Source organism: Kangiella japonica, from assembly GCF_039523535.1.
GTDB lineage: Bacteria > Pseudomonadota > Gammaproteobacteria > Enterobacterales > Kangiellaceae > Kangiella > Kangiella japonica.
Genome location: NZ_BAAAFM010000001.1, coordinates 420,815 through 436,626, shown reverse-complemented (window position 1 = coordinate 436,626; position 15,812 = coordinate 420,815). Strand labels below are relative to the sequence as shown.

At 43.2% G+C, this 15,812-nt stretch carries 10 protein-coding genes; 7 read left to right on the top strand and 3 right to left on the bottom strand.

Annotated features, from left to right (window positions below; all coding sequences use genetic code 11):
* Positions 1–10: 10 nt before the first annotated feature.
* The 3 genes from ABD128_RS02030 to ABD128_RS02020 are packed head-to-tail and all read left to right on the top strand — an operon-like array spanning position 11 to position 6,667.
* A complete protein-coding gene (locus ABD128_RS02030) occupies positions 11–2,731 on the top strand; it encodes a PD-(D/E)XK nuclease family protein (protein ID WP_343985773.1) in 2,721 nt (906 codons plus the stop codon).
* Positions 2,724–6,119: a UvrD-helicase domain-containing protein gene (locus ABD128_RS02025; RefSeq protein WP_343985770.1), complete on the top strand. Its 3,396-nt coding sequence runs from the start codon at positions 2,724–2,726 to the stop codon at positions 6,117–6,119. Before ABD128_RS02030 ends, ABD128_RS02025 begins: the two co-directional genes overlap by 8 nt.
* Positions 6,120–6,124: 5 nt before the next feature.
* The gene (locus ABD128_RS02020) at positions 6,125–6,667 is read left to right on the top strand and encodes a GNAT family N-acetyltransferase (RefSeq protein ID WP_343985767.1); all 543 of its coding nucleotides are present in this window, start codon (positions 6,125–6,127) and stop codon (positions 6,665–6,667) included.
* 59 nt (positions 6,668–6,726) lie between these two features.
* Here ABD128_RS02020 and ABD128_RS02015 read toward each other — a convergent pair whose 3' ends face one another.
* Positions 6,727–8,583, bottom strand: coding sequence for a DUF885 domain-containing protein (locus ABD128_RS02015; protein WP_343985764.1), 1,857 nt, complete (start codon positions 8,581–8,583; stop codon positions 6,727–6,729).
* 196 nt (positions 8,584–8,779) lie between these two features.
* On the opposite strand from ABD128_RS02015, the gene ABD128_RS02010 reads away from it, so the two are divergent.
* The 4 genes from ABD128_RS02010 to ABD128_RS01995 all read left to right on the top strand — a co-directional run bounded on the left by ABD128_RS02010 (position 8,780) and on the right by ABD128_RS01995 (position 13,569).
* Positions 8,780–9,271, top strand: a complete 492-nt coding sequence (locus ABD128_RS02010) for a DUF4442 domain-containing protein (protein ID WP_343985761.1) — start codon at positions 8,780–8,782, stop codon at positions 9,269–9,271.
* A 607-nt stretch (positions 9,272–9,878) separates the two neighbouring features.
* Positions 9,879–10,977, top strand: a protein-coding gene (gene prfB, locus ABD128_RS02005; RefSeq protein ID WP_343985759.1) for a peptide chain release factor 2 whose coding sequence is annotated in 2 segments (ribosomal slippage) — positions 9,879–9,953 and positions 9,955–10,977 — 1,098 coding nt in all. Because the reading frame shifts where the segments join, the coding sequence is not laid out codon by codon here.
* Positions 10,978–11,399: 422 nt separating this feature from the next.
* Positions 11,400–12,899 (top strand): lysine--tRNA ligase, encoded by a 1,500-nt coding sequence (lysS, locus tag ABD128_RS02000; RefSeq protein ID WP_343985756.1) that lies wholly within the window; start codon positions 11,400–11,402, stop codon positions 12,897–12,899.
* Between the two features lie 403 nt (positions 12,900–13,302).
* On the top strand, positions 13,303–13,569 hold the full coding sequence (locus ABD128_RS01995; protein ID WP_343985753.1) for a DUF3081 family protein: 267 nt from the start codon (positions 13,303–13,305) through the stop codon (positions 13,567–13,569).
* 65 nt (positions 13,570–13,634) lie between these two features.
* On the opposite strand, the gene fabB is transcribed toward ABD128_RS01995, so the two are convergent.
* Positions 13,635–14,846, bottom strand: a complete 1,212-nt coding sequence (fabB, locus tag ABD128_RS01990) for a beta-ketoacyl-ACP synthase I (RefSeq protein ID WP_343985750.1) — start codon at positions 14,844–14,846, stop codon at positions 13,635–13,637.
* Positions 14,847–14,900: 54 nt separating this feature from the next.
* Complete coding sequence (gene fabA / locus ABD128_RS01985) at positions 14,901–15,413, bottom strand: bifunctional 3-hydroxydecanoyl-ACP dehydratase/trans-2-decenoyl-ACP isomerase (protein WP_343985746.1); 513 nt, start codon at positions 15,411–15,413, stop codon at positions 14,901–14,903.
* Between the last annotated feature and the right edge of the window lie 399 nt (positions 15,414–15,812).

The window sequence follows — 15,812 nt, the reverse complement described above, 5'->3', positions numbered from 1 at the left end:
AAGGAATATCATGGATTTCAGCTCGATTGACGCAGAGCAGTCATTAATCATTACGGCGAGTCAACGCCAGTCACGCTATTTGCGAGATGAATTTGCGGCACAACAGATTGCGCAAGGGCTTGATGTTTGGCCGAGTCTTAAAGTCATGCCTTGGAATGCTTTTATTAATTATTGTTGGGAGCTAGCTCAAGAGTCGGGGCTTGATATGCCGATACGACTGAGCAGCAACCAGGGGCGACATCTGTGGCAACAAATGGTGGCTAGCTCAGACGTTGTCGAACCTTTATTGAATCGTAAGCAAACGCAGAATTTAAGTTTTGATGCGTGGCGTGTGTGCCAACAGTGGCAAATAGAGCATCTCGGAGCGATGCCTGGAGATCAAGATCAAGAATCTTTTGCCGAGTGGTTTTCTACTTTTACTAAAGACTTACAAAGCCACGGCTGGATTGAAGCTCATCAACAAGCGAATTATCTGTTAAAAAACCTACCGTCATTTGCTGAGCAGCTACCTAACACTATCGTTACGTACGGTTTCCAGCAGCCAACGCCCCAACAGTCTACGCTAATCGAGTTATTAAAGGACTCGAAGGATGTTGTTAATTGGGCGCTTGAAGTATCTGCTAATCAAGAGCATGTACAGCTGTGCTCTTTACCCGATCCTTCCCAAGAATTAATTGCTGCAGTGCGCTGGGCTAAACAGAAGTTACTCAAAGACTCGGAGCAAACCATAGCTATCGTCGTTCCTGAGCTAGAGCAGAAAAAGTCTTATATCGAGCGCCTGATTTACCGTGAGTTTTACGTTGGCGATTTAGTTCAGGGTAAAGAGCTAACGCACCCGTTACATGATTTCTCGATTGACGAATCATTGCTCCAGCAGCCGTTGGTCGCCGTGGTGACCGATTGGCTGACCTTAACTTATCAGGGCTTGAGTAAAAAGCAGCTGCAGCATTTATTGCTATCGCCTTATTTATACAATGAACAGGAGTCGCACTGGCAGGCGACACAGTTTGAGCTGATTGTTAGAAAATCCACCAAGGCATATTACTCTATAGAGGATTTGTTAAAGCTCAGTCGTCACCATCAAGTCAAGTTGCCTTGGTTAACCTTTGTCGACGAATGGCTCAAACAAAACTCAGAGGCGTTGTCCGCAAAACAAGGCTTCAAGTCACATATTGCTGTGGTTCTAAAGCTGTTAGCAGAGGTTCATTGGACAGGGTATCATTCGATCACAAGTCGCGAATATCAAGTTCAACAAACCTTTATCGAGGCCATTAAATCGGCGCAGAGTTTGCAAAAGGTATTGGCGGGGAAGATTAACTTTGCTAAATCGATAAGTCTTTTAAAAGAACATTTAGAGCAGCAAACTTTCCACCAGCAACAACCTAAAGCACCGTTGCAAATCATGGGGATGCTCGAAGCTATTGGCATTACCTTTGATGCTGTCTGGTTAGTTGGAGCGACCGATCAAGTGTTGCCACAAAAAGCCACGCCAAATCCTTTTATATCGAAAGCCATACATCGGAAGTTTGATTTACCAGGTTCCTCGCATAACCGAGAAGTGGAATATGCACATTCACTGCTCCAGTCTTTGTTGGCAAATCCTGAGCTAGTGATTAGTTTTGCAGAGTACGATGGTGAGCAAGAGCAAATGATGAGCCCTTTGCTGAAAACATTATTACCCAATCATACTGTGCATAAACAAACCCTCGAATCGCAGTTGCCTGGTGAATTGACCGAATGGCCAATTAACGGTGCGCTTGAATATTATGGTGATGATAAAGGGCTGACAGTAGGCGAGCACTATGCCGTTAAAGGTGGAACTGGGTTGTTGCGGATGCAAGCCGCGTCACCTTTCGATGCCTACTTACGATACCGACTAGCGCTACAGCCTTTTGAAGAAGATGGGCTCGGGATTTCATTCATGGATCGCGGTAACTTATTCCATAAAGCGATGCAGATCATTTGGACGCGTTTAGAAACCCAAAGCGCTTTACTTGAGTTATCTGATGATGCGCTTGAGGGCTTAGTCAAACAAACCGCTCAATTTGTGTTAAACGAAGCTGCCAAACATATTTATTTATTGCAGAACCAAGCATTTATGGATGTGGAAGCTAAGCGGCTAGAAGCACTAATCATGGAATCCTTAGACTTAGACAAAAAGCGCGAACCTTTTACTGTTATAGGTACAGAAGTACCGCGCGAAGTGGAACTCGCAGGCCTAAAATTTAGCATTATAATTGACCGAATCGATAAGCTAAGGGACGGGCGATTAATGATTATTGACTATAAGACCGGCCAACCGACCTTAATGTCATTACTGCGCGACCCAATTGCCGAGCCACAGCTTTTGCTTTACGCCATTTCAGAGCAGGCTATTTCCGAGCAATCAAATTCCGATAGCCGTGACGAAAAACAAGGTGTCGCCGGCATCGTCTTTATGCAGGCGCATTTAAAGGCCTGTAAATATATAGGTATTACCTCTGAAAACGATATGCTGGAAGGCGTTAAAGCGCTACATGATATTAAAGCTAACCCTTATTCTGATGACTTTGATGAAGCAATCGAGCAATGGAAAGGGATGCTGGAAGAGATAGCCGAGAGCTTTAAAAATGGGCATGCAGACATAACGGAATACAGCGGTGACTTTACCGATCATTTGGCGATAAGTCGTTGGTCAGAGCGTGGTGAAAGTTTAGAAGCCTTGGTTAACGGAGGTGAAGACTATGAGTAATCTATTACCTCCAGATCATGCGGTAAGAAGCCAAGCCATTAAAGCTGACGAGTCCTTTATTGTGCAGGCACCGGCGGGTGCGGGTAAAACCAGTTTATTGACCCAACGAATTTTAAACTTGTTGACTACCGTTGAAAGCCCGGAAGAAGTTATCGCGATTACCTTTACGCGCAAAGCAGCTGCGGAAATGCGGCATCGACTAGTTGAATCGCTACTTTTTGCGCAAGGTGCAGAGCCTCAACAAGCTCATGAAAAAGTGACTTGGCAACTCGCACGACAGGTTCTAGAAAGAGATGCGGAGCAGGAGTGGCATTTATTACAGAATAGCCATCGTTTGCGTATTACAACTATTGATTCTTTATCGAGCATGATCGCCAATCAGATGCCGGTGCTGAGTAGTCTTGGTGGGTCTCTGTCGATCACCAATTATTCGCAAGAGTCCTACCAAAGAGCCGCAGAATCGATTTTAAACTACCTGGACGATGAGGATTATGGGACGCATATTTTAAAGCTGTTGGCTCACCTTGATAACCAAGTCGAGAAACTGATTGGGCTTTTAGCGCAAATGCTCGGTAAACGCGATCAGTGGTTGCGTTTACTCGGTGCTGGCGAGCTTGATATTGATATTCTTGAAGATGGTATCAACCAAATTGCCCAGATGCGTCTAGAGCGTTTATCGAACTTTCAGTCCAAACTTGAAAACAGTGCCTTACTCAGTGCCATTCACTTCGCATCAGGGTTTCTAGATGCTGATCACGAGTTAGCACCTTTGAAAGACATTCAACTGTTACCAAGCTTGGACTATCAGAATTTAGAGCAGTGGAAAGCCATAGCCTCTTTTTGTTTAACTAAGTCAGGCACATTTAAAAAACAACTCAATAAAAAAATTGGACTTGTAGCTGATGGTGACTTAGAGGGCGAAGATAAAAAAGTTGGCAAGGCGTTAAAAGCAGATCTAAAAGAATTGTTTGCCGACTGGGCAGAAATCCCTGATTTTGCGGAGTCATTAGCTGATGTTATGTCGCTCCCAAAAGCGGTGTACAGCCCCGAACAACAAGAAATCCTCTATTCTTTATTGCACTTATTACGTTTAGTGTCGGTTGAGCTCACGGTTGATTTCCAGTCGAACGCCGAAGCTGATTTCATCGAAATTGCGCTAGCTGCCGATAGAGCCTTGGGTTATTTTGATGAGCCGTCGGAGCTTGCACTAAAACTCGATTATCAGATTTCTCATCTTTTAGTGGACGAGTTTCAAGATACCTCTTTTACTCAGTATCAGTTGCTGAGTAAGCTGATTGCAGGTTGGCAACCCGGTGAAGGTCGAACGTTATTTCTAGTCGGCGATCCGATGCAGTCAATTTACCGATTCCGCGAAGCCAACGTGGGCTTATTCATCAAAACTCAGCAGGAAGGTATTAACGGTTTCCCCGTGACCCCATTGCAGTTAACGGCTAACTTCCGTTCTTCACCTTCAATTATCGATTGGGTAAACCGACGTTTTGATAAAGTTTTCCCGGCAAACGATGATGCTCTGCTAGGGGCTGTAAGTTATAGCAAGGCAGAAGCCATGAAACCGGATAATAATGATCATTTCGTGAAGTTCTTAACAAACTTTGATCAGGCTGAGAAAAACGAAGCCGAGCAACTGGCACAAGAGATTCGTCAGATTACTCTTGAGCATCCAGGTGAATCGATTGCAGTTTTAGTCAGGGGCCGCAGTCATGCCCAAGATCTCATGTCTGAGCTAAGAGCGTCTGGAGTGAGCTATTATGCTAAGGACATGGAGTACTTAACGCACAAATCTTGTGTCAATGATTTGATATTACTGTGTCGATTATTGCTACATCCACAAGACTCGCTTGCCTGGGTAGGTTTCTTTAAATCGCCACTCGTGGGAATTGAGCTATCTGATCTAACGCATCTACACCAAGCTTTTTCTCATCAGTTCTGGACTTGGCTTGAGCAGTTTAGCTCTGTTGAAGGTTTGAGTGCGGAAGTGAAGACTCGCCTAGAATTAGTCAGTGAAGTCATTACACCAGCTATCGCTAATAGCGGCCGTAAGCCCTTGAGTCAACTCATTGAATCAATGTGGCTTGCTTTAGGTGGCCCGAGTAGCTTGTTGAATCAATCTGAGCTTAGAGATGTTTACGCGGTCTTTGAATTACTACTGGAATTAGAACAAAAAGAGTGGCCTATAACGGTTGAAAGAATCGGCACGGCGGTTAGTGAGTTGTTTGCTGATCAACAAGCTGACGCAGCACAGGTTGAAATAATGACCATGCATAAGTCGAAAGGACTTGAGTTTGATACGGTTATATTGCCGTCATTGCAAAGACAAAAACGGTCGGATGACCATCAGTTACTACTGTGGGAAGAGTTTACCGCAGAAGATAGGACGGGCTACCTATTAGCACCGATTCAAGCTGCAGAGCAGAAAGAGCCCATCTATCAGCTGGCACGAGATATCCAAAGTAAAAAAGCCACTTTTGAAGACGCTCGTCTATTATATGTGGCGGCGACAAGAGCGAAAAAACGACTTATTTTAAGTTGTGAGTTGAAGCTAAAGTTTGACGAAGAAAAATCTGAATGGTCGTACAACTCAATTGATAAACGTTCCTTATTGCATTATTTAAAACCGCACTATGAAAACGTTATCGAGAGAGAGTTCAACTCAGTCATAGAAACGCTTGAAACAAGTTCGCAAAGAGATGAAACGCAAGCTCTTGATACCGGCTGGTATCGTTTAAAGAGTCATGTACAACTGCCTTCGATTGAAAATCAATTGTCATTAATTCAGAAAGAGTCTTTAGAGCAGGAGTCTTTAAAGCAAGAAGGCTTAGACTTTGATTGGGCAAGTGATGTTGCGCGAGTAGTGGGGCTCGTTGTTCATAAGCAACTCGAGTTAATTGCACTTCGCAAAAGCAGTTTTGAGCAGTTGGATGCAACTGATTACCAAGTAGTTAAGAATCAACTTTGGGAGTTACTGGACTCTGAAAAAGAAGTCACGCAAGCGTTCGTTAAAGCAAAGCAGGCATTAATTAATGTGCAGTCAGATGACAAAGGACAGTGGTTACTCAAACAACACCAAGACGAAAAGTGTGAGTGGGAACTGACGGGCACTGTCACAGATTTGGCTGGAAAGACTTTGGTCCGCAATTTTATTATCGACCGCAGTTTTGTTGATGAACAGGGGACACGGTGGATTGTTGACTATAAAACTGGTGATCACCAAGGTTCAGAGCTTGAACAATTTATTCAAGCAGAAGTTGAGCGCTATAGTCCTCAATTGAAGCAATACCAACAGTTGGTGCAGAAAGTTGATGCGAGGCCAATTAAAACCGCATTATACTTTCCCCTGCTAAAACAATTTGTTGAAATTTCAGGATAGACTCAATGAAAGAAAGCATTGATACAGAAAGGTTGCTGTTAAGGCCACTGAAAGAAAGTGATTTTGAGGATTATTGCGAGTACGCAATGGATCCCAACGTGATGCAATATATTATGCCGGTATCTAACCGAAAAGATGCCCATGATATTTTTATGAATCACTTCGGCGACTGGACAGGTGAAGAGGGACGCTGGATGGGGGCTGCTGTAGTACTAAAGTCTGAGAACAAGCTTATTGGTGATATAGGGTTCCGTTATCGGGATAAGTATCATGGTCATATTGAGATTGGCTACAAGTTCAATCGTGACTATCATGGACAAGGCTTTGGTACTGAAGCAATAAGAGAATTACTGAAGACTATTGTAAGCGATTGGCCATGTCATAAGATTGTGGCGTATTGTGAGCCAAGAAATATTCCGTCTTGGAAATTAATGGAACATTTTGGCATGACCCGTGAGGCTTATTTTAAAGAGCACTTCAAGTTTGAAGACCGCTGGCAGGATGAAGTGGCTTATGGCTGTCTGGTTAGAAATTTAAAGAACTTATAGAGCTATAGAGCTTTATAAAAAAGGAGCCAAAGAGGCTCCTTTTTAATTCCTATTACCGTTTACGAACTCTGTTTTGAATCAATCCACTCGCGGATTTTTGATTTCAAAACTGGCATAGGCAAAGCGCCATCAATTAACACTTGGGTATGAAATTCACGAATATCAAATTTATCACCAAGCTTCTCTTCGGCTTCTGCGCGCAAACGGCTAATTTCGCGCTGACCGACCTTGTAAGATACTGCTTGCCCCGGCCATGCGATATAACGTTCAACCTCAGAGATTACGTCGGTATCGGCCATCGAAGAGTTTGCCATCATGTAATCGATTGCTTGTTGGCGCGACCAACCCTTAGCATGCAAGCCAGTGTCCACTACTAAGCGCATAGCGCGTAACATTTCATCGCTTAAACGGCCGTAGTATTGCATCGGATCGGTGAACATCCCCATCTCTTTACCAATCGATTCTGCGTAAAGAGCCCAGCCTTCTGAGAATACGCTTAAACCACCAAAGCGGCGGAACATTGGTAACCCTTCAACTTCTTGTTGTAACGAAATTTGGAAATGGTGGCCAGGCGCCGCTTCATGAATCGATAAGGTTTCCATGCCGTATTTAGGTTGGCCTTTTAGATTAAACGTATTTACGTAAAACACGCCAGGACGCGAGCCATCAGGACTTCCTGGCATATAAGATGCGCCAGCTGACGACTCTGCACGGAAGGCTTCAACTGCTCGAACTTCATAATCAGACTTAGGCTGAATATTAAACATCTTCGGCAACAGCTTGTTTACTTTAGCTTGCAGGTCGCGATAGCCTTGTAACAGATCTTCTTCGTTGTCGTAATAGAACTCAGGGTTGCTCTGTACATAACCAAACCAATCTTCCAAAGAGCCCTCGAACTCAACATCCTTCATCACCTGCTCCATTTCAGCACGAATACGAGCAACTTCATTGAGGCCAAACTGGTGAATCTCATCAGCCGTTAAGTCGGTGGTGGTGTAGGTTTTAAGCTGATAGTCGTACCAAGCTTTGCCATTTGGTTGTTCGCTTAAGCCAAAGGTATCGCGAGCCTGTTTTAAGTAATCATCCTTAATGTAATCATGCAGTTTTTTATAGGTTGGAATAATGTTTTGAGTAATCGCTTTTTCGTACTCAGCAGTAATTCGTGCCTTGTCTTCCTCGCTGAAACTCTCGGGCATGTTAGCAATGGGCTGATAAAAAACACTGTCTTTGGGGTTGTCGACGATATGTGAGGCTAGTTGTGGAATTACTTTTTCCATTAAAGCCTTTGGTTGCACCACATTGTTTTCGATACCCTGATTCATGTTAATGATGCTTTGCTCAATGATTGCCTGACCACCTTCAACACGCTTTAACCAATTATCATAATCCTCAACCGTATTAAAAGGCTGCAAGCTTTGTCCCGAGCCAAGCTGTGCAAAGAAATTAGCGATATTGTTGGACTGGTTAATCGGAATTAAATGTCCAGGGAACTCTTCGCCTTCAAGCGCCATTTCTGATTGATAAATAAATACGTCGTAGCTCAATCGATCTTGACCAGTTAATAAGTCACGATCGACTTCTTTTACTTTTTCCAACCACTTAACAGTAAAGTCATGAGACTTTTTGCGGAATTCTGGCGATAGGAAATTGGGCAGCTGGTCATTAAAGCGACTATCGCCAATAGCTGTGGCTTGAATAGGGTTTAGGGCTAAGCTTTCCTCGAAGTTTTCAGCGAAAAGCTCGTTTAACTTTTTAGAAGCCTGTTCTGCCGTCATGGTCGCTGAAGGTGATTTTAGCTCGCTAGAGTTGGCCTGTTGTTCAGTCGTTTGAGCGACGTTAGTTTTTGTTTCATCACTATCCGAGCACCCGCTTAGCGCTAATGCGATGCTCAGGCTTAATATTGTTATTTTGGTCATCTAATTTCCCACGATCCAAAGAGACTTATGTCTGTATTTTTAGGTAAAACTAACATTACCACAAAAAATACGGACAAAATCACTCTGAAATATCTTTTTACACATAATCTGAGTTATGCCATGATTGTCTGGTCAGTCCAGCTTCGCAGCCACATTGATGTGATTATTGAAAAGATTAGAGGTTCAAAAGAAAATCATGAGTCGTGATAACCGTTTAGCGCGTTTAGTCAAGAAAATACAAGGGTATCCTGCCTTTTTAAGAAAGCCACTTTTAAACTTTGCTCTAAGGAAAACCGTAAAACTCGTCGGAACGGCTAAAATTGAAGTGTTGGAGCTCAACAAGCAACGCTCAGAATTCCGATTAAAAAATCGCAAAAAAGTACAAAATCACATCGGCACCATTCACGCTGCAGGCATGGCTTTAATCGCTGAAACGGCGACCGGTATGGTGGTAGGAATGAATGTCCCAGATGACAAAGTCCCAGTCATCAAAACGCTTAAGGTTGACTTTCTAAAGCGAGCTAAGGGTGATTTAGTGGCCAAAGCGCACTTAACCGAAGAGCAGATTCAGGACATTATCAGCCTAGAAAAAGGCGAAGTTGAAGTCGCGGTTACGGTTACGGATGAAGAAGGGAAAGAGCCGATTGGGTGCAGAATGCTGTGGGCTTGGACACCTAAACGCCGGTAAAACTCCCTATCGTTGTGCTTAGTTTGTTAAACTGAAATTTTTCAGTCGTCATTTACTATTAGTAAACTCCGTCCTTAAAATTTCAATTTGCCGCCTAAGCACTTAGCTAGTGAGCTTTAATGCTAAAAATTGTGGGTAAAAAGGTGCGCTAAGTCAGCTCTTAGCTTCACTTGAAATGCACTATTGTCATTTACTAAAGTAAACTCCTTTCCCGAATTTATGATTTGCCTAGCCTAAGTTTAGTCTATAGCTTTTAAGTTCGTGTTTTGCGAACAGTTTGGCTCAGTTTCTTCCCATCACGAGTCTTGGTAAATTCCGTCCTTAAAATTTCAATTTGCCGCCTAAGCTCTTAGCAAATGAACTTCAATCCTAAAGTTTGTGTGTAAGAAGGCCCTTTGCTGGCGTTGAGTCAGTACCTAGGCTCACTGTCTCAGCATAAGACTTATCCTTTAAATCCCATTATTTCCACCTTACGTCTAATATTTATTGTGATTTTGGTTATATGATTTGGTTTATGGCTATGCAGTACCGCCGTGATTGGTTAAAATATGCCACTTTTGCATAGAAATGGCGCGAAAATGCCACGAATTAATGCTTTTGGGGATTTATGTTAGAAGTTAATCCAATAAGAGAACACCTTAAAGATATGTCCGAGCGTGTAGTTACGCTTAGGGGGTACCTTTGACTTTGATGCTAAGCAAGAGCGTTTAGAAGAAGTCACTAAAGAGTTAGAGCAACCTGACGTTTGGAACGATCAGGAGCGAGCCCAAGCGTTGGGCCAAGAGCGCGCTAAATTAGAATCGGTGGTCAACACCATCATCAATCTAGAGCAGGGCATTGCCGATAATTCAGACCTGCTGGAAATTGCGGCGGAAGAAGACGACACTGACAGTGTCGACATGCTTGAAGAAGAAGTCGATGGCTTAGAGAAAATGCTGGCCAAACTAGAGTTCAGGCGTATGTTTTCTGGCGAGATGGATGAAAACAATGCTTATATTGATATCCAAGCAGGATCTGGTGGCACCGAAGCACAAGACTGGGCAAGCATTTTATTACGTATGTACCTTCGCTGGGCAGAAAGTCGGGGCTTCAAAGTAGAAGTTACCGAAGAGTCTGACGGCGACGTCGCTGGTATTAAAAGTGCCACTATTAAGGTCGAAGGCGAATATGCCTACGGTTGGTTACGTACCGAAACCGGTGTTCATCGTTTAGTCCGAAAGTCGCCTTTCGACTCGGGCAACCGTCGTCACACATCTTTCGCATCAGTATTTGCTTATCCAGAAGTTGATGATGATCTTGATATTGAAGTCAATCCAGCGGACTTACGTGTGGACACCTATCGCGCCAGTGGTGCCGGTGGTCAGCACGTCAACAAAACGGATTCAGCGATTCGCCTGACTCACATTCCAACCGGAATTGTGGTTCAATGTCAGAACGACCGCTCACAGCACAAAAACCGTGCTGAAGCGATGAAAATGATGAAAGCCAAGCTGTATGAGCTAGAGATGCAAAAGCAGCGTGAAGAGCAGCAGGCGCTTGAAGACTCCAAGTCAGATATTGGCTGGGGAAGTCAGATTCGATCGTATGTCTTGGATCAGTCGAGAATTAAAGATTTGCGTACAGGTTACGAGTCGAGTAGTACGCAGTCCGTACTGGACGGTGATTTGGATGGGTTTATAGAAGCATCCCTGAAGGCCGGCGTTTAGAGCGTCTGTGCTTTGTATTTGCTTTGTTAAAAGCTCAATATAAATGCTCATTTACTAGAGTAAACTGCGCGTTTATATTGAACTTTTGCCTCGCATCTACTGTGCACAGAGCACTCTAAATTGAGTATAGATTTAGAAGTTTTAGAGCCTAAGCGTTACCTTGTAACAACTTAGCAAATCCTCTGAGGGGTAAACATTTAGGGGCGACACTCTAAATGTTGTATAGATTTAGAAGTTTTAGAGCCTAGGCGTTACCTTGTAACAACTTAGCAAATCCCCTGAGGGGTAAACATTTAGGGGCGTACACTCTAATATTGAGTAAAAGAATTTATATATTCACAGAAAAATGATGTGAGTTTTCGTACCGTGAATCGGTACTTGTTTTAATGAAGAAAGTAATTAACTTGAGGTGTAGAGAAAAAATGAGCAATCAAGAAACCCCAGTGGTCGACGTCAACGAACAAATTACATTACGTAAAGAGAAGTTGGCGGAGAAACGAAAACAGGGGGTTGCCTTTCCGAACGACTTTCGTCGTGATTCCCTAGCAGCGAATATTGCCGAAGAATTTGGCGATAAGGAAAAGTCTGAGCTAGAGGAAATCGGGAAGAAGGTTAAGGTTGCTGGTCGCATCATGTTATTCCGTAACATGGGTAAAGCGAGCTTTATCACCATTCAAGATATGTCGGGCCGTATTCAGTCTTATGTGCGCAAAGATCAGGTTGGCGATGAAACTTACGATGACTTTAAAACTTGGGATATTGGCGATATTGTTGGTATCGAGGGTACGGTCTTCAAAACCAATAAAGGCGAATTGTCGGTAAAAGCATCGAGTATTCGCTTATTAACCAAGTCGTTACGTCCGCTCCCCGATAAGTGGGGGGGGTTGTCAGATCAAGAAACTCGTTATCGTCAGCGCTATGTCGATTTGATTGTTAACCAAGAATCGCGTGCAACTTTTGTCGCTCGTTCGAAAGTGGTTAAGGCAATTCGTGAGTTTTTAGAGACTCGTGACTTCTTAGAAGTTGAAACACCAATGATGCACGTTATTCCTGGTGGCGCTACGGCGAAGCCATTTGAAACGCATCACAATGCTTTGGATATGCCGCTGTATTTGCGCGTTGCGCCTGAGCTTTATCTGAAACGTTTAGTCGTTGGTGGCTTCGAAAAAGTCTTCGAGATTAACCGTAACTTCCGTAACGAAGGTTTGTCGACTCGTCACAATCCAGAGTTCACCATGCTTGAGTTCTACTGGGGGTATGCGGATTACAATGATCTTATGGATTTAACCGAAGAAATGTTACGTTTCACTGTTGAGTCGGTGCTTGGAAAAACAGTCTTTGAAAGTAGCGGAGCAACCTATGACTTTGGTAAGCCATTTGAGCGCATGACGGTGCTAGAAGCAATTGTTAAGTATTTGCCAGAAGTCACAATTGAGCAGTTGAATGATCTTGAAACGGCTAAGAAAATAGCCAAAGCTTCTAACGTTAAAGTCGAAGACTCTTGGGGCTTAGGTAAAATTCAGATCGAAATATTTGAAGAAGTCGCTGAACATAAATTAATTCAGCCGACCTTTATTACCGCTTACCCAGCTGAAGTATCGCCTTTGGCTCGTCGCAATGATGATAATCCATTTGTTACTGATCGCTTTGAGTTCTTTGCCGGTGGCCGTGAGTTAGCCAATGGCTTCTCGGAGTTGAACGACGCTGAAGATCAGGCGGAGCGTTTTAAAGCACAGGTTGAAGCTAAAGATGCTGGTGACGACGAAGCGATGCACTTCGATGCGGATTATATACGCGCGCTAGAGTATGGCTTACCGCCAACAGCAGGTGAGGGTATTGGTATTGATCGTTTGGTGATGTTGTTGACTGACTCGCCAAGTATACGAGATGTACTACTATTCCCGCATATGCGCCCAGAGTAAACTTGCCTTTTTCACTTCTAACTTTGTTGCAGGACGTTTCTGCGGGGTTCATTAACTATTTGTTAACTCTACTCCTCGAAACGTCCGCGCCTCGTTAGAAGTAAAAAATTCTGCGTTTATAGGTATATTAAATTTTTTTCATGTAATTAAGTAAACTCCGCGAGATAAATTGCTTCAAGCCTCGTCTAAGCATAAAAATCTTAGTTTTTAGTTAGCTCCATCTATTCCTCGAAACGTCTGCGCCTCGTTAGAAGTAAAAAATTCTGCGCTTATAGGTACGTAAAATCTTAATTTTGCCCTTCATTGGTAAAGAAATTTTAAAGCCCGCACCGTTGCGGGCTTTTTTGTATCTATTGTTTAAACTTTTAGTTAGGATATTTACAAATAGTTTTAAGGAGTGATTATGTCTTCTGAAATTGATATTCGCATGGCTTTGCGAGCCTACCAAAAAGTTGTTGAGTTGGGTGAGAAACGAGGTAATAAACATCATTACAAAGGGATTAATGCTTACTCAGACTTGGATGGTTATAATGTTGAGTTGACCGATGATAAAGTGACGTTAAGTATTAACTTCCATAGTAAATATAACTTGGATTATAAGAGCGCGCTCGATAAAGATGAGTTTATGGAGAAGTTAAAAAAGATTGATAACATTAAAACCAAGAAATAAAAGAGCCCGCGATTGCGGGCTTTTTGAATTACTTAAGAGTTATCACTAAGAAATCAGCTTTAAACCTAAACTTTTTCGAATACTAATGAGCAATTTGTGCCACCGAATCCGAAGCTATTCGATAGGAAGCTTTTGATCTCTGTGTTGTCCATGCGCTGACGTACAATTGGTAAGCCTTCGGCTTTTTCGTCTAACTCATTAATGTTGGCTGAGGCCGCGATGAAGTTATTCTCCATCATAATTAATGAGTAGATGGCTTCGTGAACGCCAGTTGCTCCTAAGGAGTGGCCCGCTAATGATTTAGTAGAGCCAATATAAGGTACTTTTTCTGGGAACACTTGTGTGATGGCCGATAGCTCGGCGGTATCGCCTACAGGGGTACTGGTGCCGTGAGTGTTGATATAGTCAACAGGTTGTTTAGCAGTCGCTAAAGCTTGTTGCATACAACGTACCGCGCCTTCGCCAGATGGTGCTACCATATCGTAACCGTCAGAAGTTGCACCGTAGCCAGTAATTTCAGCGTAGATTTTTGCACCACGTGCTTTGGCGTGTTCATATTCCTCTAGCACTAGACAACCGCCACCCGATGAAATAACAAAACCGTCACGAGTCGCATCATACGGACGAGATGCGGTTTCAGGTGTATCGTTGTACTTGCTTGAAAGGGCACCCATAGCATCAAATAGAACGGTTAAGCGCCAATCTTCTTCTTCGCCACCGCCAGCAAACATGATGTCTTGTTTACCTAGCTGTATTTGCTCAACGGCGTTACCGATACAGTGTGCGCTCGTTGCACAGGCAGATGAAATGCTATAGTTAACGCCTTTAATTTTAAAAGGAGTCGCTAAACAAGCCGAAGTTGTGCTACCCATAGTTTTAGGCACAGCGTAAGGGCCTATGCGTTTTGGGCCACGCTCTTTAGCGATATCAATAGATTCCACTTGCGCTTTTTGTGAGGCGCCACCAGAGCCCATGATAATACCTGTGCGGAAATTTGAAACTAATTCTTCCGTGAGATTGGCATCAGCGATAGCTTGTTCCATAGCGATATAGGAGTAAGCAGCAGCATCACCCATGAATCTAAGTTTCTTGCGGTCAATATGCTCTGAAACATCGATGTCCGGTTTGCCCGCCAAGTGGCTACGTAAGCCATGCTCTTCATAAGCGTCAACTTTCTTGATACCTGATTTACCGTCAATCAGAGACTGTTTAACGCTCTCTACTGTATTTCCAAGGCAGGAAACAATGCCCATACCTGTAACTACGACTCTTTTCACAATCACACTCACTTAATTCTTGCTAAGTTATCTAAACTATTCTACCGCGTTCTATTAGAAGTTGTCTGTAGATTCGAACAAACCTACACGTAAATCTTTCGTTGAGTAGATTTCTTTATTGTCGACTAACATCTTGCCGTCAGCAATCACGAGTTTTAGCTTACGCGTTATGACTCTTTTTATATCGATGATGTAAGTGACAAGTTTAGAGGATGGTAATACTTGTCCTGTAAACTTGATTTCCCCAGACCCTAGGGCGCGTCCTTTGCCTGGCAGACCTTTCCACGGTAGGAAGAATCCTGTTAATTGCCACAAAGCATCAACACCTAAACATCCCGGCATAACGGGGTCTGACTCAAAGTGGCAATCGAAAAACCAGAGATCTGGAGTGATGTCTAATTCGGCAACGATTTGCCCTTTATTATAAGCGCCACCTTCTTCACTGATATGAGTAATTCGATCCATCATTAGCATCGGTGGCAATGGCAGTCGTGCATTGCCTTCACCAAAGAGTTTGCCATGACCACAATCCAACAGGTCTTGTTTACTGTAGGATGATTTTTGCATATTGAGAAAACCTTGTGTGTTGAATAACACGTTTATAGGATTTAAAAGGTGCATTATGCCAGATATAAACCGCCTATCTGGTATGGACAGTGGGGTTAGATTATCAATTAATGCAATGTTGAGAACTGGTTACAATCAGTCGGTATTAACCATGCAATTTGCAGGAGTCGTGAAAGTTGCTTAAGAGGAGGAACGCAGCGAAGGAAGTGTTAATTGGGTGTGGGCTATGGTCGCATAATGACCTACCAAAACTAGTGAACCTGAAAAATATAGAAACCACTTTTGGGTGGTTACAAGAGCACAAAACACGCAATATTTTGTTACTAGTTGCTTTTGTTTTGAATTGGAGCAAAGGTTATAGTGGATTCCGTATAGAAAAAACAACTAATCAATACTAAG

Coding starts and splice junctions, on each gene's coding strand:
- ABD128_RS02030 (WP_343985773.1), top strand. CDS start 11: ATGGATTTCAGCTCGATTGACGCAGAGCAGTCATTAATCATTACGGCG.
- ABD128_RS02025 (WP_343985770.1), top strand. CDS start 2,724: ATGAGTAATCTATTACCTCCAGATCATGCGGTAAGAAGCCAAGCCATT.
- ABD128_RS02020 (WP_343985767.1), top strand. CDS start 6,125: ATGAAAGAAAGCATTGATACAGAAAGGTTGCTGTTAAGGCCACTGAAA.
- ABD128_RS02015 (WP_343985764.1), bottom strand. CDS start 8,583: ATGACCAAAATAACAATATTAAGCCTGAGCATCGCATTAGCGCTAAGC.
- ABD128_RS02010 (WP_343985761.1), top strand. CDS start 8,780: ATGAGTCGTGATAACCGTTTAGCGCGTTTAGTCAAGAAAATACAAGGG.
- lysS (WP_343985756.1), top strand. CDS start 11,400: ATGAGCAATCAAGAAACCCCAGTGGTCGACGTCAACGAACAAATTACA.
- ABD128_RS01995 (WP_343985753.1), top strand. CDS start 13,303: ATGTCTTCTGAAATTGATATTCGCATGGCTTTGCGAGCCTACCAAAAA.
- fabA (WP_343985746.1), bottom strand. CDS start 15,413: ATGCAAAAATCATCCTACAGTAAACAAGACCTGTTGGATTGTGGTCAT.